At 63.2% G+C, this 22,512-nt stretch carries 23 protein-coding genes and 1 pseudogene; 3 read left to right on the top strand and 21 right to left on the bottom strand.

What is annotated here, in order from left to right:
• The first annotated feature begins 91 nt into the window (after positions 1–91).
• Entirely contained in the window at positions 92–307 is a 216-nt protein-coding gene (locus ACB039_RS00660; protein ID WP_139751203.1) for a DUF1107 family protein, read from the top strand.
• A gap of 102 nt (positions 308–409) precedes the next feature.
• Here ACB039_RS00660 and ACB039_RS00655 read toward each other — a convergent pair whose 3' ends face one another.
• From ACB039_RS00655 to ACB039_RS00560, 20 genes and pseudogenes are all read right to left on the bottom strand, one after another.
• Positions 410–1,153 (bottom strand): amino acid ABC transporter ATP-binding protein, encoded by a 744-nt coding sequence (locus ACB039_RS00655; protein ID WP_005328952.1) that lies wholly within the window; start codon positions 1,151–1,153, stop codon positions 410–412.
• Positions 1,154–1,166: 13 nt separating this feature from the next.
• Entirely contained in the window at positions 1,167–2,261 is a 1,095-nt protein-coding gene (locus ACB039_RS00650) for an amino acid ABC transporter permease (protein ID WP_171272363.1), read from the bottom strand.
• Positions 2,262–2,270: 9 nt separating this feature from the next.
• Positions 2,271–3,458 carry an amino acid ABC transporter permease gene (locus tag ACB039_RS00645; protein WP_232534747.1) on the bottom strand — a complete coding sequence of 396 codons (1,188 nt, stop codon included), beginning with the start codon at positions 3,456–3,458 and terminating at the stop codon, positions 2,271–2,273.
• A 67-nt stretch (positions 3,459–3,525) separates the two neighbouring features.
• On the bottom strand, positions 3,526–4,545 hold the full coding sequence (locus ACB039_RS00640; RefSeq protein ID WP_139751205.1) for an amino acid ABC transporter substrate-binding protein: 1,020 nt from the start codon (positions 4,543–4,545) through the stop codon (positions 3,526–3,528).
• Between the two features lie 471 nt (positions 4,546–5,016).
• On the bottom strand, positions 5,017–5,328 hold the full coding sequence (locus ACB039_RS00635) for a DUF2845 domain-containing protein (RefSeq protein WP_005324667.1): 312 nt from the start codon (positions 5,326–5,328) through the stop codon (positions 5,017–5,019).
• On the bottom strand, positions 5,313–6,326 hold the full coding sequence (locus ACB039_RS00630; protein ID WP_139751222.1) for an ABC transporter permease: 1,014 nt from the start codon (positions 6,324–6,326) through the stop codon (positions 5,313–5,315). Before ACB039_RS00630 ends, ACB039_RS00635 begins: the two co-directional genes overlap by 16 nt.
• A gap of 76 nt (positions 6,327–6,402) precedes the next feature.
• On the bottom strand, positions 6,403–7,284 hold the full coding sequence (locus ACB039_RS00625; RefSeq protein WP_005324670.1) for an ABC transporter ATP-binding protein: 882 nt from the start codon (positions 7,282–7,284) through the stop codon (positions 6,403–6,405).
• A gap of 146 nt (positions 7,285–7,430) precedes the next feature.
• On the bottom strand, positions 7,431–8,042 hold the full coding sequence (locus ACB039_RS00620) for an FKBP-type peptidyl-prolyl cis-trans isomerase (protein ID WP_005324672.1): 612 nt from the start codon (positions 8,040–8,042) through the stop codon (positions 7,431–7,433).
• A 151-nt stretch (positions 8,043–8,193) separates the two neighbouring features.
• The gene (locus tag ACB039_RS00615) at positions 8,194–8,301 is read right to left on the bottom strand and encodes a copper homeostasis protein CutC (RefSeq protein ID WP_139751206.1); all 108 of its coding nucleotides are present in this window, start codon (positions 8,299–8,301) and stop codon (positions 8,194–8,196) included.
• Between the two features lie 18 nt (positions 8,302–8,319).
• Positions 8,320–8,409: pseudogene (locus ACB039_RS00610) on the bottom strand (copper homeostasis protein CutC); the annotation flags it as partial.
• A gap of 38 nt (positions 8,410–8,447) precedes the next feature.
• Entirely contained in the window at positions 8,448–9,173 is a 726-nt protein-coding gene (locus ACB039_RS00605; RefSeq protein ID WP_005324680.1) for a copper homeostasis protein CutC, read from the bottom strand.
• 41 nt (positions 9,174–9,214) lie between these two features.
• Positions 9,215–10,117, bottom strand: coding sequence for an ROK family protein (locus tag ACB039_RS00600; RefSeq protein ID WP_139751207.1), 903 nt, complete (start codon positions 10,115–10,117; stop codon positions 9,215–9,217).
• Positions 10,118–10,227: 110 nt separating this feature from the next.
• Complete coding sequence (locus ACB039_RS00595; RefSeq protein WP_371164919.1) at positions 10,228–10,734, bottom strand: N-acetyltransferase family protein; 507 nt, start codon at positions 10,732–10,734, stop codon at positions 10,228–10,230.
• A complete protein-coding gene (locus ACB039_RS00590) occupies positions 10,722–11,531 on the bottom strand; it encodes a M48 family metallopeptidase (RefSeq protein WP_371164918.1) in 810 nt (269 codons plus the stop codon). The genes ACB039_RS00595 and ACB039_RS00590 overlap by 13 nt, the downstream gene beginning before the upstream one ends.
• Before the next feature lie 152 nt (positions 11,532–11,683).
• The gene (locus tag ACB039_RS00585; RefSeq protein WP_043131083.1) at positions 11,684–12,658 is read right to left on the bottom strand and encodes a PstS family phosphate ABC transporter substrate-binding protein; all 975 of its coding nucleotides are present in this window, start codon (positions 12,656–12,658) and stop codon (positions 11,684–11,686) included.
• 288 nt (positions 12,659–12,946) lie between these two features.
• Positions 12,947–14,242 carry a phosphate regulon sensor histidine kinase PhoR gene (phoR, locus tag ACB039_RS00580; protein ID WP_371164917.1) on the bottom strand — a complete coding sequence of 432 codons (1,296 nt, stop codon included), beginning with the start codon at positions 14,240–14,242 and terminating at the stop codon, positions 12,947–12,949.
• Between the two features lie 8 nt (positions 14,243–14,250).
• Positions 14,251–14,940: a phosphate regulon transcriptional regulator PhoB gene (gene phoB / locus ACB039_RS00575; RefSeq protein WP_005338414.1), complete on the bottom strand. Its 690-nt coding sequence runs from the start codon at positions 14,938–14,940 to the stop codon at positions 14,251–14,253.
• A gap of 102 nt (positions 14,941–15,042) precedes the next feature.
• Positions 15,043–15,453 (bottom strand): VOC family protein, encoded by a 411-nt coding sequence (locus ACB039_RS00570; protein ID WP_371164916.1) that lies wholly within the window; start codon positions 15,451–15,453, stop codon positions 15,043–15,045.
• 134 nt (positions 15,454–15,587) lie between these two features.
• Positions 15,588–16,868: a GGDEF domain-containing protein gene (locus ACB039_RS00565; protein ID WP_371164915.1), complete on the bottom strand. Its 1,281-nt coding sequence runs from the start codon at positions 16,866–16,868 to the stop codon at positions 15,588–15,590.
• Between the two features lie 317 nt (positions 16,869–17,185).
• Positions 17,186–18,844: a sigma-54-dependent Fis family transcriptional regulator gene (locus ACB039_RS00560; protein WP_371164914.1), complete on the bottom strand. Its 1,659-nt coding sequence runs from the start codon at positions 18,842–18,844 to the stop codon at positions 17,186–17,188.
• Positions 18,845–19,079: 235 nt separating this feature from the next.
• On the opposite strand from ACB039_RS00560, the gene ACB039_RS00555 reads away from it, so the two are divergent.
• Positions 19,080–20,597: an aldehyde dehydrogenase family protein gene (locus ACB039_RS00555; RefSeq protein WP_371164913.1), complete on the top strand. Its 1,518-nt coding sequence runs from the start codon at positions 19,080–19,082 to the stop codon at positions 20,595–20,597.
• Between the two features lie 62 nt (positions 20,598–20,659).
• Here the strand turns inward: ACB039_RS00555 and ACB039_RS00550 are convergent, their stop codons facing one another.
• On the bottom strand, positions 20,660–21,454 hold the full coding sequence (locus ACB039_RS00550) for a helix-turn-helix transcriptional regulator (protein WP_043131067.1): 795 nt from the start codon (positions 21,452–21,454) through the stop codon (positions 20,660–20,662).
• 96 nt (positions 21,455–21,550) lie between these two features.
• Here ACB039_RS00550 and ACB039_RS00545 point away from each other — a divergent pair, with 96 nt between their 5' ends.
• Positions 21,551–22,438, top strand: a complete 888-nt coding sequence (locus ACB039_RS00545) for a DMT family transporter (protein ID WP_371164912.1) — start codon at positions 21,551–21,553, stop codon at positions 22,436–22,438.
• Positions 22,439–22,512: the final 74 nt, after the last annotated feature.

Below are 22,512 nucleotides of genomic sequence, written 5' to 3'. Positions count from 1 at the left end.
CAAGGATTCATACAAACCTTCATCAAGTGTCACATCCGTGTCATGGTGAGACGGCATAGTGTGCCCTGTCCAAACAACAGGGTCTCTTGCCATGAAGGTGTTCAAGCAGTTGTCTCCTCGTCGAATTGCCCGCTATATCAAAAGCTTCCATCACGGCAGCTTCATGGTAGAGGCTCTGGGGCGGTTTGAATTTCAGGGGGGAATCATCGATGTGAGAACGCTGAGCTGCCGCCAGGCGCTGAGCCTGGCCCGGCAGATCAATCTGGCCGTGCGCGATCTGCGCACCAGCACCCTGTTGCCGGGCTGACATACTCCTTTCCGTTTGTAGTCTGCTTCCATGCACGTCTTTGCCCGCCGCTCACCGAGCGTGCGGGCTATTTTCAATGGGGTTGTCCCCGTCTGACCCGCATCAGTGCTGCAGGATCTGGGAGAGGAACAGCTTGGTTCGCTCCGACTGGGGGTGGTCGAAGAACTGGTCAGGCACGTTCTCCTCGATGATCTGGCCGCGGTCCATGAAGATCACCCGGTCCGCCACCTGCTTGGCAAAGCCCATTTCGTGGGTGACGCAGAGCATGGTCATGCCCTCATGGGCCAGCTCCACCATGACATCCAGCACTTCGCGCACCATCTCGGGGTCCAGCGCAGAGGTCGGCTCGTCAAACAGCATCACCTGGGGGTTCATACAGAGGCTGCGGGCAATGGCGACCCGTTGCTGCTGACCGCCGGAGAGCTGGCCCGGGTACTTGAGGGCCTGCTCCGGGATCCTGACCCGGCGCAGGAAGGTCATGGCGATCTCCTCCGCCTCCTTGCGTGGCAACTGCTTGACCCAGATGGGCGCCAGGCAGCAGTTCTCCAGCACCGTCAGATGGGGGAAGAGGTTGAAGTGCTGGAACACCATGCCCACCTCCCGGCGTACCGTCTCTATGTTCTTGAGATCCGACGTCAGGGCCGTCCCCTTGACCAGGATGTCACCGCTCTGATGCTCCTCCAGCCGGTTGATGCAGCGGATCATGGTGGACTTGCCCGAGCCAGACGGCCCGCAGATGACGATCTTCTCCCCCCTGCCCACCTGCAGATTGATGTTGCGCAGCACATGAAACTCACCGTACCACTTGTTGACATCCTTGAGTTCTACCACAGCGTCCGTTTTCATCTCGAAACTACTCCTAATGCTTGTGACCGGTGTTGAGTTTGCGCTCCAGATAGATGGAGTAGCGGGACATGCCAAAACAGAACATCCAGAAGATCATGGCGATGAACACATAGGCCTCGGTGGAGAATCCCAGCCAGGCCGGATCCGCCAGCGCCACCTTGGAGATGGCCAGCAGATCGAACAGCCCTATGATCAGCACCAGGCTGGTGTCCTTGAACAGGGAGATAAAGGTGTTCACCAGGGAGGGAATGGTGATCTTGAGGGCCTGAGGCATGATGACCAGCCCCATCACCTTCCAGTAGGAGAGCCCCAGCGCCTCCCCCGCCTCGTACTGCCCCTTGGGGATCGCCTGCAGCCCCCCCCTGACCACCTCTGCCACATAGGCCGCCTGGAACAGAATGATGCCGATAAGCGCCCTCAGCAGCTTGTCGAGCTCCACCTCGCTGGTCATGAACAGCGGCAGCATGACGGAGGCCATGAAGAGCACAGTGATGAGCGGCACCGCCCGCCAGAACTCGATATAGACGGTGGAGAGGCTGGAGATGACCGGCATGTGGGAGCGGCGTCCCAATGCCAGCAGGATCCCGAATGGCAGAGCGACCACGATGCCCACCACCGCCAGCACCAGGGTCAGCATCAGGCCGCCCCAGCGGTTTGTTTCCACCACCTCGAGACCGGCCCCGCCGTGGATCAGCACGAAGGCGATGACCGGGAATACCAGCAGGGTAAAGAGCGCCAGCCAGCCCTTGCGCGGGGTGCGCGGCCAGATCAGCAGCGCCAGCAGCACGGCCAGACCGGCGAAGGCCAGATTGATGCGCCAATACTGATCGACCGGATAAAAGCCGTAGAGATATTGTCCCAGACGACTCTCGATAAAGACCCAGCAAGCCCCGCCCTGGGCGCAGTCGGCACGGCTGCTCCCCTGCCAGTTGGCGGAGAAGATAGCCCAGTCCAGCGCCGACCAGAGCAGTGGCAACAGCAGGTAGGCCAGCACCAGGGTCAGCAGGCCGTTCCACCAGTTGGGGAAGAGGTTCTGCCTGACCCAGGCGACCGGCCCCCGGCGATGATCGGGAGGCGGTAGCGCCTCCTGCAACTCGTTCACATACATGACAGCTCCCTAGCGCTCGACCAGCGTCATCCTGCGGTTGTAGATGTTCATCAGGACTGAGGTGGCGATACTGATGATGAGATAGACCCCCATGGTCATGGCGATCACCTCGATGGCTTGCCCGGTCTGGTTGAGGGTGGTGCCCATGAACACCGAGACCAGATCCGGATAACCGATGGCGGTGGCCAGCGAGGAGTTCTTGGTGAGGTTCAGATACTGGCTGGTCAGCGGGGGAATGATGACCCGCATCGCCTGAGGAATGACTACCAGCCGCAGCGTCTTGGTGGGCGAGAGCCCGAGGGCGGAAGCGGCCTCGGTCTGCCCCTTGCTGATGGCCAGGATGCCGGATCGCACTATCTCGGCGATGAAGGCCGCCGTATAGATGGTCAACGCCAGCAGCAGCGCCGCGAGCTCGGGCAGCACCGTCAAGCCCCCACGGAAGTTGAAGCCCTGCAAGGCTGGCACACTCCAGGAGAGCGGGCTGCCTGCCAGCAGGAAGACGATGGCGGGGAGCAGGATCACCAGAGCGGCCACACAGCGCCAGAACGGGAAGATCCTGCCGGTCAGCGCCTGACGGCGCCGCGCCCAGCGACTCAGCCCCCAGCTCAGGACGACAGCGATCAGCAGGGCCCAAAGCACATAGCCAAATCCCTCTTCAAACAGGGGTTTGGGTAGATAGAAGCCCCGCACGTTCAAAAAGGCGAGCCCTCCCAGCTCCACGCTCTCACGGGGAGACGGCAGGGTGCGCAGCACCGAGAAGTACCAGAAAAAGATCTGCAGCAGCAGCGGAATGTTGCGAAACGTCTCTATGTAGACGGTGGCTATCTTGGCTACCAACCAGTTGCGGGAGAGACGCGCTATCCCGAGCACGAAGCCGAGCAGAGTGGCAAACAGGATGCCGAGCACCGAGACCAGCAGGGTATTGAGCAGGCCGACCACGAAGGTACGACCGAAGGTGTAGGTCTCGTCGTAGGGGATCAAGCTCTGCAAGATGCCGAACCCGGCGGTGTTGCCCAGAAAATCGAAACCTGTGGTGATGCCACGGGTCGCCAGATTGGTCAGGGCATTGTTGATGATGTAGAACAGAAACGCGAGAACGGCCGCAATGGCCAGGCACTGGAATATCTGCGCCCGCACCTTGGCGTCATACCACCAGCGGCCCTGTTCTTTCCTATGGTTTGATGCTTGTATCGCCATGAGGATGACTCCGACAAAGCCAGGGCAAGGGGGAAATGGGGGGCCAGGCCCCCCGACAGCTGTCTATTTAGCGGATAGGCGGGGCATACATCAGGCCACCCTTGTTCCAGAGTGCGTTGATGCCGCGGTCGATCTTGAGGGGAGAGCCGGCGCCGACGTTGCGATCGAACGACTCGCCGTAGTTGCCGACCTGTTTGACTATGTTGTAGGCCCACTTGTCATCCAGCCCCAGCACGCTGCCCTTGGGCTCTTCCAGCCCCAGCAGGCGACGAATGTCCGGGTTGGTGGATTTGAGCATCTCGTCCACGTTGGCACTGGTCACACCGGCCTCTTCGGCGTTGAGCATGGCGTAGAGACTCCAGCGCACCACCTTGAACCACTGCTCGTCACCCTGGCGAACCGCCGGGCCCAGCGGCTCCTTGGAGATGACCTCGGGTAGCACCAGGGCATCTTCCGGTTTTGTCAGCTTGATCTTGAGGGAGTAGAGCTGGGATTGATCCGAGGTCAGCACGTCGCAACGTCCCGCCTCGAAGCCTTTGACGGTCTGATCCGAGGTATCGAACACCACAGGGGTATATTTCATGCCGCCGTTGGCGCGGAAGTAATCCGCCAGGTTGAGTTCGGTAGTGGTGCCGGACTGGATGCAGACGGCGGCACCGTCCAGCTCCTTGGCGCTCTTGACCCCGAGGGACTTGTTGACCAGGAAGCCCTGACCATCGTAGTAGTTCACCCCGGCGAAGGTCAGGCCGAGCGACCCGTCCCGGGTCAGGGTCCAGGTGGTGTTGCGCGACAGCAGATCCACTTCACCGGATTGCAGGGCGGTGAAACGCTCCTTGGCGGTGAGGGACACATACTTGACCTTGCCAGCATCCCCGAGCACGGCCGCGGCGACCGCGCGACACACGTCCACGTCCAGCCCGATCCAGGTGCCCTTGGCGTCCGGATTGGAGAAACCGGGCAGGCCATCACCGACCCCGCACTGCACGAACCCCTTCTTCTTCACTGCATCCAGGGTGCCCTCCGCCCAGACATTGGCTGCCGCCAGCGACAGCACTATCACCATACCTGCCTTGTGTATCTGCTTCATGTCACTCTTCCCTGTGGTTTGATTCACATTGGCACCAGAACCTAGCAAGATGCCATCGTTTCCCTGCTTTTTCGCAGCTTATCCAGCGGTTCAAAAACTTGTCAATCGGTGCAACCCGGCCCAACCGTGGTGCAACAGCACAAAATGTTCGAACGAAGTGATATGCACTCTTAGAATCAAAAGTAGACCCTTATTCGCCAAATAGCCTGCTGTTAAAAGCCATTCCCGCTGTGAGGATTATTTTCGCAAAAAAATGGGATGCACCGGGATGGGGCAGCAAGATCTGCTTCCAACTGACTCATCAGGCTCGCTTTTCCACCAGCAGACCCAACCCTGGGAGCGGCAAACAAATAGAAGGCTTTGTCGATATTTCGCGATGTAGGGTGGCAAACTGATATCAACAGGGGATCTTCTGGTGGGGATGGGGCCTGAGCTCTAGCTCAGGGTGCCGGCCCGGGAGCAATACGCACCTCAACCACCGCGGGGACCGTCTTCAATCTCGGTGATGATGCCGTTTTCGACGGTGACGAACTGCATGAATTCGCTCCTGCCGAAGTTGTAGGTCCAGCGTTCGGCATACTTGACCGTCATCCGCGCCCCGAAGCCGTTCTCCTCGTAGCGTGTCAGATCTTCCTTGAGCAGCGGCTGACCGCAGCGGATCAGCAGTTCGGCCGTGGTGTCCCCCTCGGTCAACAGGGCGCTCTTGCAGCGCAGGGTGCCGGCATGCACCGGTAAGGCCGCTACCAGCAGCAACCACAGAATTGACTTCATTTTGCGCTCCATTTGAACAGCACCGCCCCCAGAGTGATGCACACCAGGGCAAACACCATGACTTGACCCAGGGTTCCCGCCACCGCCTGCCAGCCAGCCCCTTCCAGCATGACGGCACGGGCGGCCTCGATGATCTGGCTGAGCGGCAAGCGGGCCCCCACGGCCTGCAGCCAGGGAGGAGAGCCTTCCAGCGAAAACCAGACGCCGGATAAGAACATCATGGGCAAGCTGATGAGATTGAGCAAACCGCTCGCCAGCTCCTCGTTCTGAATGCGGGCGGCGATGAGCAGCCCGAGGGAGGCCATGGCGGTCCCGCCGACCAGGGCGATGAAGAGCAGCAGCCAGCCAGAGCCGAGCAGGGGCACATCCAGCAGCCAGTAAGCCACCAGAAAGACCAGCAGGCTCACCACCAGGGTGATCAGCACCCGTGACAACAGCTGGGCGCAGAGAAACTCGGCGGCCGAGAGTGGCGTGGCCCGCAAGCGCTTGAGTACCCCGTTCTTGCGATAGCGCACGATGACGAAGCCGACCCCGAACAGGCCGGAGAACATCAGGTTCATGCCGATCACCCCGGGCAACAACCAGTCGCCGTAGCGGATGGCCCGACCGCTCAGGGCCTCTCGTTGCAAGGGCGCGCGCACCGCCTGGCGCAGCAGGTATTCGGCCATGGCCCCCTGGGGGGCGTCCGGGTTGACCCAGTAGTGGCCGCGCGCCGGTGACAGCAGCAAGTCCAGCTGGTGATGGCGCACCTTGAGGGCCCCCCTCGCCTCGTCGTCATAGGGAATGAGCTTGAGCAGCGGGATATGGGTCAGGGGCTGATAGGCCGTCGTCAGCTCCCCCACCACCCCTATCTGTACCAGCGGCTTGGGGGGACCGGAGAAGATGAGGGAGAAGCCAATCACCAGCAAGAGCGGAAAAAGCAGGTTCCAGACCAGGGCCGCCCTGTCGCGCACGAACTCCAGGGTGCGGGCATAAAAGAGCGCACCTATGCGCTTGAGAGATCCCGTCATCTTCCGCTCCTTGAGCAGGTTGGCATCGGTAACATGCTGGCAGGCGCCGCAGCGGGGCGCCGCCATGAGGCGGCGTTCATGCGCCGCTCCGAAGGCTGTGGCCGGTCAGGTGCAGGAAGAGATCCTCCAGATTGGGGGAACGCACCTGCATGCCGGTCAGCGGTACCCCCAGGCTCAACAAGGTTGGCAGCAAGGCTGCCACGTCGGGGCAGTTCAGCTCCACCTGATCGCCGTGGGGCAGCAGCGGATAACCCAGGCTGGCGAGGGCCGGATGATCCGCGAGACGCACCAGCACACCGTCGAAGTGCTGTGCCAGCAGGGCCGCCGGCGTGTCCAGGCTGAGCAGATGACCGTGATCCACGATGGCGATGCGATCGCACAGTTGCTGGGCCTCGTCCATGTAGTGGGTGGTGAGCACCACCGTCTTGCCCTGGGCCTTGATCGCCTCGATCCGCTGCCAGAAGTGGTGGCGGGCCTGGGGATCCAGCCCTGTGGTGGGTTCGTCCAGAAACAGCAGTTCGGGATCCCCGAGCAGGGCCAGGGCCAGCAGCAGGCGCTGACGCTGACCGCCGGAGAGCTTGCGGCTGTCCCTGTCGATGAACTCCCCAAGGGCGCACAGATCGATGAGCAGTTCCCGTGGCAGGGGGTTGGGATAGAGGCTGGCGAACAGGCGCAGGGTGTCGCGCACCGTCAGAAAATCCTGCAGTGCCGTGTGCTGGAACTGGATGCCGATGCGGGAGCGATAGTCGGGGCCACGGGGGGTGCCATGAAACAGGATCTGGCCGCTGTCCGGGGTGAGGATCCCCTCGAGCAGCTCTATGGTGGTGGTCTTGCCCGCCCCGTTCGGGCCGAGCAGGCCGAAACAGCTCCCGGCGGGAATGGCAAAGCTGAGTCCGTCCACCGCCTTGACTCCGGGGAAGTTCTTGATGAGATCGACGACTTCGATGATGGCAGCCATGGCCTGTCTCCCTGGGTGGCCGAGAGTGCGACGTCCTGACTATATCCAAATCTCCCGAGAAGGCCATGGCTCATCCACCAGGGCGTGGCGGCGCGCAAAAAACAAACGGCGACCCAGGGGTCGCCGTTTGCATCACGCCAACCGGATCACAGGATGTCCAGCAGCTCCACTTCGAAGACCAGAGCGGAGTAGGGCGGGATGGAGCCGGCGCCACGGGCACCGTAGGCCAGATCCTGCGGAATGTAGAGCTTCCACTTGGAGCCAACCGGCATCATCTGCAGTGCTTCTACCCAGCCGGCAATGACGCCGGTGACCGGGAATTCGGCAGGTTGGCCGCGGGCGACCGAGCTGTCGAACACGCCACCGTGGGTGAAGGTACCGTGGTAGTGCACACGCACGGACTGACCGGCCACCGGCACGGCGCCATTGCCTTCTACCATGACTTCGTATTGCAGACCGGAGTCGGTCACTTTCACGTCGGCGCGCTTGGCGTTGTCGGCCAGGAAGGCTTCGCCATCGGCGGCGGCGGCCTTGGCAACGGCTTCCTGCTCTTCCTGCATGCGGGCGGTGATGACCTGGAAGGCATCATTGATATCGTCACGGCTGACCGCGAACTCCAGGCCGTTCAGGGCATCTGCCAGACCTTGTTGCAGGGCAGGGATATCCAGACCGGCAAAGGCTTGCTGCGCCAGCTGATCACCCATGTTGCGGCCGATGCCATAGCTGGCCTTCTGTTCGATAGAGTCGTATTGGGACATTGAGATGTTGCTCCGGGTCCTGAGGGTAAAAGAGACGGGATAATATCAGACTTTTTGGCGAGGTGCTGCCGACTGCCGTCCTGATTTCCCCGCCCATGGGAGAAACTTCACAGAAGAAGGGGATGAACGCCGCCCATCGGCGGCGATCTGCTCAGGCGCGATCCAGCAAAGCCCGCACCGCTGCCACCTTGGCACCGTCGGTGATATTGACCCGGCCGTCGTCCGAGGTGCCATGTTCACACACATGAGGAGGCACCATGCCACCGCGCGGCACCTATCAGGCCTTGTCCAGCAACGCCCGCACCGCAGCCACCTTGGCGCCATCGGTGATATTGACCCGGCCGTCGTCCGAGGTGCCCATGTTGACATCCCATGGAGAGGCACCATGCCGCCGCGCGACACCTATCAGGCCTTGTCCAGCAACGCCCGCACCGCTGCCACCTTGGCGCCGTCGGTGATATTGACCCGGCCGTCGTCCGAGGTGCCCATGTTCACTCCGTGGGGCACCATGCCGCCACGCCAGCCCATACCGGACATGTGCACCTCGCTCACCCCGGTGAACTCGAGTATGGTGCGCACATTGTCGGCATTGACCCCGGCGCCGGGCATCAGGCTGGCGCGGCCCGCCAGGGTCTGCTGCATCGCCTGCAGGGTCTCCAGACCCGCCAGGGCAGTCGGGGCATGGCCAGAGCTCAGGATCCGCTCACAGCCGGCCGCCACTATGGTCTCCAGATCGGCACGCCAGTTGGAGCTGAGATCGATGGCGCGATGGAAGGTGACCCCCAGGGGGCCGGCCGCCTCGACCAGCTGTTGCAACTGGGCGGCTGGCACTCTGCCCCCCTCGTCCAGCAAACCCACCACCACCCCTTGCAGGCCCGCAGAGCGCGCCGCAGCGATATCCAGCAACATGAGTTCGAACTCGGCGGCGCTGAAGCAGAAATCCCCGGCACGGGGGCGGATCATGGCGTAAACCGGCACGCTGGCATGGCGGGCAGCAAGCTGCATGAAACCATAGGAGGGGGTGAGACCACCCAGCCCCAGCGCAGAGCAGAGCTCGATGCGATCCGCGCCGGACCGCTCTGCGGTGAACAGGGATTCCAGGTTGTCGATGCAGATTTCAAGACGGGTCATGATGACTCCTTATCCAGGGAGATCAGACCCAGTGCCTGATCTCATAAATTGAGCAGGGCGGCGCCACGCACGCCACCGGCGCCGCCGAAGCGGGCCTGGCGGATAGCCGGCAGGGCGACACCGGGCAGCAAGTGGCCGGGCAGACGCTTGGGCAGCTCTTCATACAAGGCGGGCAGCCCGCTGAGGCCGCCCCCCAGCACCACCACCTCGGGATCGATCACCGAGATGGCGGTGGCGAGCCCGGCGGCCAGGATCTCCAGCCAGCAGTCGATGGCCGAGAGCGCCGCGGGTTCCCGGGCCTCGGCGCGGGCGACTATCAGGTGGCCACTGGCGCGCTCGCCACTGAAGTGGTGATAGAGCCGCTCCAGGCCGGTGCCCGAAGCGTAGGTTTCGAAACAGACCAGGCGGCCGCAGCCGCAACGGGGACGGGGCAGGTCGGGATATTTCATCAATATGGTGGCCGGCAGCGGGTAATGGCCTATCTCCCCCGCCAGCCAGTTGCGACCCTGGATGAGCTTGCCCGCCAGATAAACGGCGCCACCTATACCGGTGCCGATGGTCACCCCCAGCGCACTCTCGGCCTCGGCGGCGGCCCCCTGGTGCACTTCGGACCAGAGGAAGCAGTTGGCGTCGTTGTCGACGCTGACGGTGCGTGCCAGTCGTGCGGCCAGATCCGCCCCCAGATGACGACCGTGAATGGCGGGCAGGTTCGCCGCCACTATGCTCCCATCAAGGCGATTGATGATGCCGGGAAACCCGATGCCGACGGCGCCTTTCGCACCGAAGCGGGCGTCCGCCGCCTCGACCCGCGTCAGGATCAGCTGCAACAGCCCCTCGTAATCATTGCCTGGGGTGCTCATGCGCTCTTCGTGACAGAGGTTCAGGCCACCGTCATACACCGCGAAGGCAATCTTGGTACCACCAATATCAAATCCGTAATACATGCCACACTCCCTTGCCGGTGAACCGGGTCACCTCAGTCTGTCCAGATGGGGCACATTGTATTAATTCGCAAAAAAAATAAAGTATGCATGGGCAAAAAACGGGAGCCAGCTCAAAGCAAACGGAACATTTGTCGCTGAAGACAGGGTTGTCCCAGGCTCGTCAGTGTGCGCTCCTGGCCGTCAAACACGAAGCCGCGGCGCAGGTAGAACCCCTCGCCGATGTGATTGCCATCGAGCAGCCAGAGCCTGACGCACTCGCAGCCGGCCCGGCGCATCTGCACCGCCACCGCCTGCCACAGCCGCTTGCCATGGCCTCGACGCCAGTGATCCGGGTGCAGATAGAGCGCCCGGATGCGCGCCGTCATCAACCCCTCTTCATGGGCTGGGTGCCAATAGAGCAGGCCGATGACGACCTCGTCCTGACACAGCAGCATAGGGATGGGGGCGGGTTCGGCGAGCCGGCGGCGCCAGATCTGCAGGTGCTCGGTGACCGCCAGCTGGGCCAGCAGATCCTCCCCGAGCACACTGCCATAGGCCGCCAGCCAGCTGGCCCGCTGCATCACCGTCATGGCGGCGGCATCGGCGGGACGGGCCAGACGCAGGCTTATGCCTTGCACTTGGGCTCCAGCCCTGCCGCTCGCGCCTGCTGATACAGGGGCTGCACCTCGGCCTGCTGGGCCTGCAGTTCGGCGATGCGGTTCTCGTCGCTCGGGTGGGTAGAAAGCAGTTGCGGCGGTGCCTTGCCACCGGAGGCGGCACTCATGTTCTGCCACAGGGGGATGGCCTCGGCCGGATTGAAGCCGGCGCGGGCCATCAGCTCCAGTCCGAGTCTGTCGGCCTCGCTCTCCTGGGTTCTGCCATAGGGCAGGGCAATCCCCACCTGAACCCCGAGCCCGAGCGCCGCCATGGTGGCACCCCCCCCCTGGCTGCTGCCGATGGCGGCATCGGCCACCGCCAGCCCGATGCCGGTCAGCTGATCCCGGGAGAGGCGTTCGTTGGAGTGCTGTGCCAGCACATGGGTCAGCTCATGGCCGATGACGGTGGCGAGCTGATCCTGATTCTTGGCGACCTTGAGCAGGCCGCTGTAGACGCCGATCTTGCCGCCAGGCAAGGCGAAGGCGTTGACCTCCTTGGAGTCAAACACCACCACCTCCCAGCTGGTGATGCCATAGCTGGCAGGCACCTGGGCGGTGACCGCCCTGGCCACGCAGGAGACATAGGCATTCACCCTGGCATCCTTGCTCACCTTCTCCTGCTTCTTCATCTGCTCGAAGGAGTCGGCCCCCAACTGGTTCATCTGCTGGGGGGAGAAGAGCAGCATCTGGTTGCGGCCGGTCGGCGACTGGGCACAGCCGGCAAGCAGGGCACTGCACAAGGCTGCCAGGCCGAATTTGGACAGGGAAGATGCACGCATGAGAGGGTCCTTTACCGTGAAGTTGCCCTATTCTCGGGAATGCCGCCCTCCGGTGCAAGCCAGGCGCCACCCCATGCGACCAAAAAGATCCCATGGCGCCAAAATAAAAACGAGCCCGTTCGGGCTCGTTTGTTTGCGCTGCAAAAGCGGGATTACATGATGCCCAGCTTCTTCAGGTCGGCCTCAACAATCTTGGCCGGTACCGGCACATAGCCGTCCTTCGCCACTATGTTCTGACCAGCCTTGGAGAGCATCATCTTCACAAACTCCTGCTCCATCGGGGAGAGCGGCTTGTTCGGAGCCTTGTTTACGTAGACGTACAGGAAGCGGGAGAGCGGGTACTTGCCGGTCAGGGCGTTGTCTGCCGTCGCTTCAACGAAGGTCTTGCCATCCTTGGAGAGCGGTACGGCGCGCACGCCGGAGGTGACGTAGCCGATGCCGGAATAACCGATGCCGTTCAGGGACGCGGAGACGGATTGCACCACGGAGGCGGAGCCCGGCTGCTCGTTCACGCCGCTCTTGAAGTCACCGTTGCACAGGGCGTGCTCCTTGAAGTAACCGTAGGTACCTGAAACGGAGTTGCGACCGAACAGTTGCAGATCCTTGGAAGACCAGTTGCCATCCAGACCCAGATCAGACCATTTGGTGGCCGCCTTGGCTTCGCCGCACTTGAGGGTGCTGGAGAAGACAGCATCAACCTGCTCCATGGTCAGCCCCTTGATGGGGTTGTCCTTGTTCACGAATACCGCCAGGGCATCGACCGCGACGCGGATGGCAGTCGGCTTGTAGCCGTAACGCTTCTCGAATGCTTCCTCTTCACCGGCCTTCATGGCACGGCTCATGGGGCCAAACTGGGCAACGCCCTCGGTCAGCGCGGTCGGCGCGGTGGAAGAACCGGCGGCCTGGATCTGTACGTTGACGTTGGGGTAGACACGCTTAAATTCTTCGGCCCACAGGGTCATCATGTTGGCCAGGGTGTCCGAGCCGACGGAGGACAGGTTGCCCGAGATGCCACTGGTCGGGGTGTAATCCGGCAGGTTTTTATCCACACCGGCAGCCAGCGCGCTGACAGAAAACAGGGTTGCTGCGGTGAATCCGATTACACCAGCCAGTTTGTTGAGTTTCATCCAATCTCTCCAAAGTTACAGAAGGCAATTGCCAATACATGGCGCCGATTAACACTGTCTTGCGGTGATCAAGCTGGCTGTATCAGTCAGCTTGTTGAGTTTTATCCGTCCCCTCTTTCCCAAGGTGACGCTGGGTCTGTTCTTAAGACGGCGCCAGTATCTGACCTGGCAGTGACAAATTTATGGAATTTATATGACACTTTGATGACATGGGCCCGGCGCGGCACAAATGCCAAGGGGCCGCTCTCGCAGCCCCCTTTCTTATTGCTAACCCTTTGTCAAAAAAGACTATTTAACCACCACCATGCGGCCGGGAATGAGGAAGCTGAAACGACTGCCCTGGCCGACCCGGCTCTCTATCTCGAGCTGGGCGTCGTGATGGCTCAGGGCATGCTTGACGATGGCGAGACCAAGGCCGGAGCCACCGGTGTGGCGGGATCTCGCCTTGTCGACCCGATAGAAGCGCTCGGTGAGCCGCGTCAGGTGCTCCGGGGCTATCCCCTCCCCCTCGTCTTGCACCACAAAGAGCGCCATGGCCCCCTGCTTGCGCCACTCCACCGTGATCTTGCGACCGGCCGGGGTGTAGTGAATGGCGTTGTAGACCAGGTTGGAGACGGCGCTGCGCAGCTGATCCCTGTCCCCCTTAACGAACAGATTGGACTGCACCTGGAACTCTATCTGATGGGCACTCTCCCCCGACAGGGCACGGGCCTCCTGCTCCAGCAGCCCCAGCATGGCGGGCATGTCCACCAGATGGGAGAGATCCACGGTCGGGGCCGCCTCGATACGCGACAGGGTGAGCAGCTGATTGACCAGGTTATCCATGCGGATGGTCTGCTCCATCATCACCTTGTGCGCCTTGGCCCACATGGCAGGAGGTGGCGGCTCCTCCGTCATCTCCAGATAGCCCTTGAGCACGGTGAGCGGGGTGCGCAGCTCGTGGGAGACGTTGGAGACGAAGTGCTTGCGGGTCTTCTCCAGACTGCGCAGCCGGGTCACGTCCCGCACCACCAGCATGGCCTGATCCTCGGCATAGGGCATGATGCGAAACTCGAGAAACTTCTCCTCGTTGATGGGGGAGCTCATCTCGAACGGCTCGTCATACTGTCCCTTGCCGAGGTAGGCGACGAAACCGGGGTGACGGATGAGGTTGCCGATGTGCTGGCCGGCATCCTCGGGCCAGCGAAAACCGAGCAGTTGCTCCGCCAGCCGGTTGCACCAGAGAATGCTGCCGTCGGTGCGAAACACCACGGCGGCATCGGGCAGGGCCTCGGCCCCCTCCCGGAACCGGCGGATGAGGCCCGCCAGCTCGCGGCGCCTTGCACGGTGGCGCTGCTGCAACTTGTAGATGCCATTGAAGATGTATTCCCAACTGCCGCTGCCATGGGGCGGCACCAGGCTGCGATCGTGCCACAGCCAGTCCGACAGCCGCTTCTGGAAGCGGTAGTGCCAGCCCAGATGCAGCACGGTCGCCACCAGCAGGCAGAGGGCGAGGTGATCGACCAGCCAACCTACCAAGACGAAGGGGGCGTAGAAGAACGCCATTCGCCACAACTGTCGCCGCCAGGCGTAAGGTTGCAACATGTTATCCCCTAGAGACGGGTTGAGAAGCGGTATCCGGCTCCACGCACCGTCTGGATCAATCTGTCGTGCCCGGTCTCTTCGATGGCCTTGCGCAGGCGACGGATGTGCACGTCCACCGTCCTGTCTTCCACATAGACATTGGTGCCCCAGACGTTGTTCAGCAGTTGCTCACGACTGTAGACCCGCTCGGGATGGGTCATGAAGAAGTGCAGCAGCTTGAACTCGGTCGGCCCCATGTCCAGCGCCTTCTCTTCGGCGCTGACCCGATGGGAGACAGGATCCAGCTTGAGCCCCTGCACCTCGATCACCTCGTCCACCGAGGTGGGGGAGACCCGGCGCATTACTGCATGCAAGCGGGCGGTCAGCTCCTTGGGAGAGAACGGCTTGGTGATGTAGTCGTCGGCACCCGCCTCGAGGCCGCGCACCTTGTCCTCCTCTTCACCGCGGGCGGTCAGCATCACCACCGGGATCTGGCGGGTCACCTCGTCCTGTTTGAGCTGCTTGATGAACTGGATGCCACTGCCACCTGGCATCATCCAGTCCAGCACGATGAGCTCGGGGTAAGGTTCACGCACCTTCGCCAGTCCATCGGCATAATCTTCTGCCTCAATCGTCTCATATCCCTTTTGCTCGAGCACGAAGCAGAGCATCTCGCGGATTGGTGCCTCGTCCTCGACCACCAGAATTCGCTTAGCCATATCCCTTCTCTCTCCTCTGTGAAGATGGGTGCGCCAATTATTAGAACTTTCTGTGACACTTTTATGACTTTATGACAGGCGGGATGATAAACGTTTTCAGATTCAGTTGGCAGCAGCGAGTTGCAGCAGGTCCCAGCGGTTGCCACTGATGTCCTCGAACACCACCACGGTGCCGTAAGACTCAGTTCGCGGCTGTTCACAAAAATGCACGCCATAGTCCCGCATCCGCTGGTAATCCCCCCAGAAGTCGTCGGTCTCGAGGAACAAAAAGACCCGCCCGCCTCCCTGCCGACCGATGCCGGCCACTTGCTCGGGGGTGGCCGCACGGGCCAGCAGCAGGGCAGAACCGGGAGCGCCTTGCGGAGCGACCCGCACCCAGCGTTTGCCCGGTTTGCCCGGCTCATCGAGGGGAGTGTCTTCCAGCAGCTCGAACCCCAGCCCCTGGGTGAAGAAGGCGATAGCCTCGTCATAATCGGCCACCAGCAGGGCCAAGGCGCCCAGATGTTGTGACATGGGGATACTCCTCGATAGATGAATAAAGGGGCCAAGCCCCGGCTGGGGCGCATCATAACGGCTGGCGGGCCTGTGCTCCAGCCGCAATCACCTTCGCGAAGGCAAGGCTCTCGGTCGGTTGGCAGGCCTGCGCCCTAGCCCACCTCGACCCGGTTGCGACCCCGCTTCTTGGCCTGATAAAGCGCCTCGTCGGCCCGCTTGAGGGCCAGCTCCAGGGCGTCCCCGCGCCGCTCCGCCACCCCGAAGGAGGCGGTGATCCTGAGCCCGAGGGGCCAGCCCCGGTGCGCCTCGAGCGCCCCCCTCAGTCGCTCGGCCAGGGCGGTGGCCCGTCCCTCGTCGTAATGGAGGCAGACCAGCACGAACTCCTCTCCCCCCCAGCGCACCAGGCGGCACAGGCTGTCACAATGGCGCAGCAGCTCGCTCACCATGTGCTTGAGCACCTCGTCCCCCATGGGATGGCCGTGGGTGTCGTTGACCTCCTTGAAGTGATCGATGTCGATATAGATGAAGGAGAGCGGCATCTCCCCCAGTTCGCTCAAGAGCTTCTCGCCCCCGAGCCGGTTGAGGGCTCCGGTCAGGGGATCGTAACGGGCTTCTTCCTCGGTACGGCGGTTCTGCTCACACAGGCTTTGGCTGAGTGCTTCCGCCGCCAGCCGCGCCTCACGGGCCTTGCGCAGCCGGTCCCCCATCCACAGGTACTGGATCAGAAACAGCAATATCCCGTATATCAGCCAGCCCAGCAGCAGCTGGCGGTAGAAGTCCCCCGGCTTGCCCCAGCGGCCATAGAACTCCAGCTTATCCAGGGTCAATCGGTAGTCCCCGGGTTGCATCTTGTCGTCGGTGGCAAGCTCGATGGCATAGACATGATGCAGGTCCGGTCCCTGCTGCGCCAGCGGGATCCGGTACTGCTGCACCCACCAGGAGCTGGGTGCGAACACCTTGAGGGGGACGTCCTGGATGCGGCCGTAATCATCGGGGCGAAAGAGCACCTCGTTGAACTTATGGGAGGTCTCGTCCCCGACTGTCGAGTAGGCGGGATCATAATTGCGCAGATAGAGGCGCCAGCTCTGCGGCGCCTCCCCTTCCACCCGCAACTTGACCCGCACGCCATCGAAATGGGAGAGATCCATGCCCAGCTCGGGAGCAGACAGGGTCAGGATCAGCTCACAGAAGGGGGAGGCGTAGCCCGCACGCAGCCTGCAGTCGATGGCCGGTTTGTCGCCGGCGGCGAGCAGCGTCGTAACCGAATGGCCCCCATGTGAGCGATCATCCTGGGCCCTGGCGACTATGCCGGCCTGACTCAGGATATCCAGCCGCCGTTCAGGTCCGAACTCGAACGCCAGGATGGCCAGCAGGCTGCCGAGCAGCAGGCTCCAGAACAACAGATTGGTCATGCGGGAATAGGATGGGGTCATAATGATCACACCTGGAAAAGAGCCTTTACTCTACACCTTGTGATTCCGCACCGTGCTGATCCAGATCCAAGGTTATTACACGCGCCCCCTCGGGCGCCGGGCATTGGTCGGCTCAGTCAGCGCACAGGGCGTCGCTTGCCATCTGCCGGGCTGAATCCTGTCGGCATTGCACCGCAAGAGGCGGACGCCAGCTCTTGGGGAAACGGGTTCCCGATGTCATCATTCCTTTCACCACTGAGCACTCCATGCTATGGAAAAATAAAGAAAAATCATCGCAGAGCCCCAGTCTACACAAGCAAGCGATACCGCAACACCCCCTATTCCTCTTCCCGCAGCGCCCGGTAGAGGGTGGTGCGGCTGATGCCAAGCCGGCGCGCCGCCTCGCTCACGTTGCCGCCGCACTGGGACAGGGTCTGCTGCACCCGCAACCGGCTCTGTTCGCGCAAGGTGGTGGCGTCCCGGGGAGCCGGCATGGTGGCCACCTCGGGCAGATGCAGGTGGGCGAGGTCAATCCAGCCCTGCCCTTCCGCCAGCACGCAGGCCACCTCCAGCGCCTGCTTGAGCTGGCGCACATTGCCGGGCAGCGGGTGGGCCAGCAGTTGCCGCTCCGCCTCCGCCGTCAGTTGCAGGGCCGGGTCCATCTCGAGGAGCAGGCGCCGGATCAACTCCTGGCGCTCGCGGGGCGGCCAGGCCCGTAGCGGCGCCAGCAGCTGGCGCCAGCCGCAGATGCGGTAATAGAGGTCTTCACGAAACCCGCCACCTTGCACCATGGCTGCCAGATCCCGGTGGCTGGCGCTGACCAGCCAGAAGTCCACCGGTTCGGGCTTGTGGCTACCCACTGGGGTGACGGCACGCTCCTGCAATACCCGCAGCAGCCGGGTCTGGGCCGAGAGCGGCAGCTCGCCGATCTCATCCAGCATCAGGATGCCGCCGTGGGCGGCGCGCAGATAACCCTGGCTGCCCTGGCTGCGGGCACCGCTGAAGGCGCCACCCACATAGCCAAACAGCTCGGCCTCCACCAGCTCCGCCGGCAGGGCGCCGCAGTTGACACACACCAGGGGTTTGTCCCGCCGGCTCGATTGGCGGTGCAGGGCGCGCACCAGATGCTCCTTGCCACAGCCGGTCTCCCCCTCGATGAGCAGGGAGATGCCGCGCTCCAGCATCTTGAGGGGCACCCCGGCGGTGGCAGGCGGCGTTGCCGGCAGAGACTGGGTTTGAATCACCACAGGCTCGGGCATCAGCCGCAGGCCGCGGCGCTCGCGTAGTAGTTGCTTGCCATCGAAGGGGTGCTGGCCGAGCCAGAGCCGGCCAGCCCGGTTGGCCCCGAGCAGTTCGCCCCCCTCCCCCAGCAGCAGGCGGGCAGACCAGAGACTCTGAGGATCGAGATCCACCAGCCAGCCCGGCTGACGCGCCAGCAGGGCGTTTTCCAGGGTCATGGCCAACAGCCGCACCGTGCCCAGCATGTCGCCATCGTGATGGGCCGCATCGGTGGAGATGTCGAGCACGCCCAGCAGTTGCCCGTCCGGCCCGAGCAGGGGGCAGGCGCTGCAACTGAGGAAGCTGTGCTGGGCGAAGAAGTGCTGATTGCCGAGCACCTGTACTTCGCTCTGCTCGGCCAGCGCTGTGCCGATGGCGTTGGTGCCCTTGCTCGCCTCCCCCCAGCGGGCGCCGCTGCGCAAGAAGATGCGCTCGGCGTGGCGGGCGAAGCTGTCATCACCACTCACCGCCAGGATGGCCCCCTCACCGTCGCACAGCAACAGGCGACAGGGCCTGCCCGCCAGCAACTGGGCAAACAGCGGCAGCACGAAGCGCTGGAAGCAGGTGATAAGGGTTCTGTGCTGCTCCTGGCGGGCCGACAGCTCCCCCTGGGGCAGCAAGTCCAGCTCGGCGCTCTGCTGGCGGAGCAGGCCCTGATGCAGGCAGCGCTGCCAGGAACGCAAGATGGGACTGGGACTGGATTGAGGTAACTCGCTCATCACGCCTCCTGTTCACAAAGGGCACAGTGTCACGGCCACTGTCCAGAAACGGCACAGTTTTATCGGCACCGCCGCGGTCACTGGTTAATCAAGATACGCCGCCGCACCTCATTTGATAACGTTTTTGTAACTTTTGCCTGCTGGTCAGACCCTCTGGCACGGCCCTTGCGATACCGAGAAGCAACCGGACTGCCCGCCAGGCCGGTCAGGACCACACACACATAAGGATGATGAGATGATTTATACCGCTCCCGGTCAGGCAGGTGCCCTGGTCAGCTTCAAGTCCCGTTACGACAACTTCATCGGTGGCGACTGGGTGGCGCCCCGCGCCGGCCGCTACTTCGAGAACATCTCGCCAGTGGATGGCCGGGTGTTCTGCGAGGTGGCCAGATCCGATGCCGCCGACATCGAGCTGGCGCTGGATGCCGCCCACAAGGCATTTGCGAGCTGGAGCAAGACCAGCGTCACCGAGCGCAGCAACCTGCTGCTGCGCATTGCCGATCGCATCGAGCAGAACATCGAAGTGCTCGCCATCGCCGAGACCTGGGAGAACGGCAAGGCGGTGCGTGAGACCCTGGCCGCCGACCTGCCGCTGGTGGTGGATCACTTCCGCTACTTCGCCGGCTGCATCCGCGCCCAGGAAGGGTCTGCCGCCGAGCTGGATCAGCACACCGTCAGCTACCACTTCAAGGAGCCCATCGGCGTGGTCGGCCAGATCATCCCCTGGAACTTCCCGCTGCTGATGGCGGCCTGGAAGCTGGCCCCTGTGCTGGCGGCTGGCTGCTGCAGCGTGCTCAAGCCCGCCGAGCAGACCCCGGTCACCATCATGCTGATGATGGATCTCATCAAGGACATCCTCCCCCCTGGCGTGGTCAACGTGGTCAACGGCTTCGGCGCCGAGGCGGGCCAGGCGCTGGCAACCAGCGACAGGATCCAGAAGCTCGCCTTCACCGGCTCCACCGAGGTGGGCGCTCATATCCTGCGCTGCGCCGCCGACAAGCTGATCCCCTCCACCGTGGAGCTCGGCGGCAAGTCCCCCAACATCTACTTCGCCGACGTGATGCAGCACGAGAGCAGCTACATCGACAAGGCGGTGGAAGGCATGTTGATGACCTTCTTCAACCAGGGCGAGGTGTGCACCTGCCCCTCCCGCGCCCTGGTGCAGGAGAGCATCTACGACGACTTCATGGACCGTGTGCTGGCCCGCGCCCGCACCATAGTGCAGGGCAACCCCCTGGACACCGCCACCCAGGTCGGCGCCCAGGCGTCCCGCGAGCAGTTCGACAAGATCCTGAGCTACATGGAGATCGGGCGCGGCGAAGGGGCCAGGATGCTGATCGGCGGTGGCCCGGCCAAGGTGAGCGGGCTGGAGGGGGGCTTCTACATCCAGCCCACCATCTTCTCGGGCCAGAACAAGATGCGGGTGTTCCAGGAAGAGATCTTCGGGCCGGCGCTTGGGGTCACCACCTTCAAGGACGAGGCGGAGGCGCTGGCGATTGCCAACGACACCCAGTACGGGCTGGGGGCGGGCCTGTGGACCCGGGACAGCAACCTGGCCTGGCGCATGGGACGCGGCATTCAGGCCGGCCGGGTCTGGGTCAACTGCTACCACGCCTACCCGGCCCACGCGGCCTTTGGCGGCTACAAGAAGTCAGGGATCGGCCGCGAGACCCACAAGATGATGCTGGACCACTACCAGAACACCAAGAACCTGCTGGTGAGCCACGACATCAATCCCCTCGGCTTCTTCTAAGCCCCTCCCATGATCAACAAGGGCGCCTGCGGGCGCCCTCTCTTTTTCCACCGTGATCATCATCAGCCCCCGGGTTGGTCCAACTGCTGGCGATAGCGCTGGGGGGCGCCCCCCTGCTCGCGCTGGAACATGGCGATAAAGGCCGAGGTCGAGGCGTAACCCAGACGCCAGGCGATCTCCTGCACCGGCATGTCGCCCCGCAGCCAGTCCAGCGCCTTGACCAGCCGCAGCCGGGTGCGCCACTGCCCGAGACTCATGCCCAGCTCCTTCTGGCAGCGCCGCGCCAGGGTACGCTCAGTGGTGTGCAGCACCCTGGCCCACTCGGCCAGGGTGCGGTTGTCCTCGGGGGCAGCCTGCAGCGCCGCCAGCAAGGGGGCGAGCAGGCGATCCCGACTCTGGGGCAGGTAGCTCGGCTGGCAGCGAGTGCGGGCCAGCTTCTCGATGAAGAGCTCACCCTGGCGCGCGTCCCACTCGTCTTCCATGTGACCGACACGGCGCTGGGTAAAGTCCTCCAACAGGGCGCGCAGCAAGGGGGTCAACGCCAGCAGCTGGGGTTCGCTTGGCAGGCGTGGGGCCAGCGCGTGGCTCACGTAGATGGAGGTGTAATCCAGGGTCTGCTCGTTGAAGGCACTGTGGGGCAGGTCCGCCGGCACCCAGATGAGGTAGTCCGGGGGCGCCACCAGCCGCTCTTCCCCGACCTCCACCACCATGACCCCCAGGCTGATGAGGCTGAGCTGACCCCAGGGATGGGCGTGCTCGGCGCAGGCGTTGCCCCCCTGGATCTGGCTGTAGCGAAAGTAGAGGGGGTTGGGGTCGGCCAGCAGGCGATCCTGCTCGGCCAGGGTGAGGCTGCCCATGAAGATTGTCCCAAAGCGGTTATGACATGTCTTATTTACGCTACTTACATCGTTCAAGACAAGGCTAGACTCTCGTCATCGAACCAAGGAGTCCCTATGCCTTTTCTCTTCCCCCTGCTCGCCATCCTGATCTGGGCCGCCAATACCGTGGTGGCCAAGGCCGCCGCCGGGGTGGTGGATCCCGCCGCCATCTCCTTCTACCGCTGGGTGATCGCAGCCCTCGCGCTCTCTCCCTTCTGCCTGCCGCAGTTGTGGCGCCGCCGCACCGAGATCCGCCCCTTGCTCGGCAAGCTGCTGGTGCTCTCCCTGCTCGGCATGGTGCTCTACCAGTGCCTGGCCTACTACGCCGCCCACAGCACCTCCGCCACCAACATGGGGGTCATCGGCTCCCTGCTGCCCCTGCTCACCCTGCTCATCGGGGCCTGCTGCTTTGGCCAGAAACCGGGCAAACAGGCGCTGCTCGGCATGAGCCTCTCCCTGTTCGGGGTGCTCTGGCTGCTGGGTCAGGGCAACCCCCTGGCGCTGCTGCACAGCGGCATCAACCCGGGGGATGGCATGATGCTGCTGGGGGCGGCCAGCTATGCGCTCTATGGCCTGCTGATCCGACGCTGGCAACTGCCGTTCGGTCCCTGGCTCAACCTCTACCTGCAGATCCTGCTGGCGGTGCTGCTGCTCATCCCTGTCGCCCTCTCTGCCGACTCCCTGGCCATTCCCGCCCAGGGCTGGAGCATGGTGCTGTTCGCCGGGCTCGCCTCCTCCATCTTCGCCGCCTACTGCTGGATGCGCGGCCTCGCCAGCCTGGGGGCGGAGCGCACCTCGGTATTCATGAACCTGATGCCCCTGTGCACTGCGCTGTTGGCCGTCATCACCCTGGGGGAGCCCATCCATGGCTATCACCTGCTGGGGGGCGGCCTCATTCTGACTGGCGTCATGATCTCCCAGTTCAGGCCGAGGGTGCGTCCCGCCCTGGTGGAAGGGGCATAAGCCGGCACCATCAACCGTGGCCGGCAAAAAGGGAGCCGAGGCTCCCTTTTTGTTTGCAATGCTGTGGTCACGCC

Origin of the sequence: Aeromonas sp. S2(2024) (genome assembly GCF_041402505.1) — a bacterium.
Classification (GTDB): Bacteria; Pseudomonadota; Gammaproteobacteria; order Enterobacterales; family Aeromonadaceae; genus Aeromonas; species Aeromonas media.
The sequence above is the reverse complement of the archived record's forward strand: the minus strand, read 5'-3'. Positions and strand labels throughout refer to the sequence as shown.

Excerpts from the sequence above, each read along its gene's own strand:
- ACB039_RS00660 (WP_139751203.1), top strand. The coding sequence starts at position 92 with ATGAAGGTGTTCAAGCAGTTGTCTCCTCGTCGAATTGCCCGCTATATC.
- ACB039_RS00655 (WP_005328952.1), bottom strand. The coding sequence starts at position 1,153 with ATGAAAACGGACGCTGTGGTAGAACTCAAGGATGTCAACAAGTGGTAC.
- ACB039_RS00650 (WP_171272363.1), bottom strand. The coding sequence starts at position 2,261 with ATGTATGTGAACGAGTTGCAGGAGGCGCTACCGCCTCCCGATCATCGC.
- ACB039_RS00645 (WP_232534747.1), bottom strand. The coding sequence starts at position 3,458 with ATGGCGATACAAGCATCAAACCATAGGAAAGAACAGGGCCGCTGGTGG.
- ACB039_RS00640 (WP_139751205.1), bottom strand. The coding sequence starts at position 4,545 with ATGAAGCAGATACACAAGGCAGGTATGGTGATAGTGCTGTCGCTGGCG.
- ACB039_RS00635 (WP_005324667.1), bottom strand. The coding sequence starts at position 5,328 with ATGGAGCGCAAAATGAAGTCAATTCTGTGGTTGCTGCTGGTAGCGGCC.
- ACB039_RS00630 (WP_139751222.1), bottom strand. The coding sequence starts at position 6,326 with ATGACGGGATCTCTCAAGCGCATAGGTGCGCTCTTTTATGCCCGCACC.
- ACB039_RS00625 (WP_005324670.1), bottom strand. The coding sequence starts at position 7,284 with ATGGCTGCCATCATCGAAGTCGTCGATCTCATCAAGAACTTCCCCGGA.
- ACB039_RS00620 (WP_005324672.1), bottom strand. The coding sequence starts at position 8,042 with ATGTCCCAATACGACTCTATCGAACAGAAGGCCAGCTATGGCATCGGC.
- ACB039_RS00615 (WP_139751206.1), bottom strand. The coding sequence starts at position 8,301 with ATGGTGCCTCCTCATGTGTGTGAACATGGCACCTCGGACGACGGCCGG.
- ACB039_RS00605 (WP_005324680.1), bottom strand. The coding sequence starts at position 9,173 with ATGACCCGTCTTGAAATCTGCATCGACAACCTGGAATCCCTGTTCACC.
- ACB039_RS00600 (WP_139751207.1), bottom strand. The coding sequence starts at position 10,117 with ATGTATTACGGATTTGATATTGGTGGTACCAAGATTGCCTTCGCGGTG.
- ACB039_RS00590 (WP_371164918.1), bottom strand. The coding sequence starts at position 11,531 with ATGCGTGCATCTTCCCTGTCCAAATTCGGCCTGGCAGCCTTGTGCAGT.
- ACB039_RS00585 (WP_043131083.1), bottom strand. The coding sequence starts at position 12,658 with ATGAAACTCAACAAACTGGCTGGTGTAATCGGATTCACCGCAGCAACC.
- phoR (WP_371164917.1), bottom strand. The coding sequence starts at position 14,242 with ATGTTGCAACCTTACGCCTGGCGGCGACAGTTGTGGCGAATGGCGTTC.
- phoB (WP_005338414.1), bottom strand. The coding sequence starts at position 14,940 with ATGGCTAAGCGAATTCTGGTGGTCGAGGACGAGGCACCAATCCGCGAG.
- ACB039_RS00570 (WP_371164916.1), bottom strand. The coding sequence starts at position 15,453 with ATGTCACAACATCTGGGCGCCTTGGCCCTGCTGGTGGCCGATTATGAC.
- ACB039_RS00565 (WP_371164915.1), bottom strand. The coding sequence starts at position 16,868 with ATGACCCCATCCTATTCCCGCATGACCAATCTGTTGTTCTGGAGCCTG.
- ACB039_RS00560 (WP_371164914.1), bottom strand. The coding sequence starts at position 18,844 with ATGAGCGAGTTACCTCAATCCAGTCCCAGTCCCATCTTGCGTTCCTGG.
- ACB039_RS00555 (WP_371164913.1), top strand. The coding sequence starts at position 19,080 with ATGATTTATACCGCTCCCGGTCAGGCAGGTGCCCTGGTCAGCTTCAAG.
- ACB039_RS00550 (WP_043131067.1), bottom strand. The coding sequence starts at position 21,454 with ATGGGCAGCCTCACCCTGGCCGAGCAGGATCGCCTGCTGGCCGACCCC.
- ACB039_RS00545 (WP_371164912.1), top strand. The coding sequence starts at position 21,551 with ATGCCTTTTCTCTTCCCCCTGCTCGCCATCCTGATCTGGGCCGCCAAT.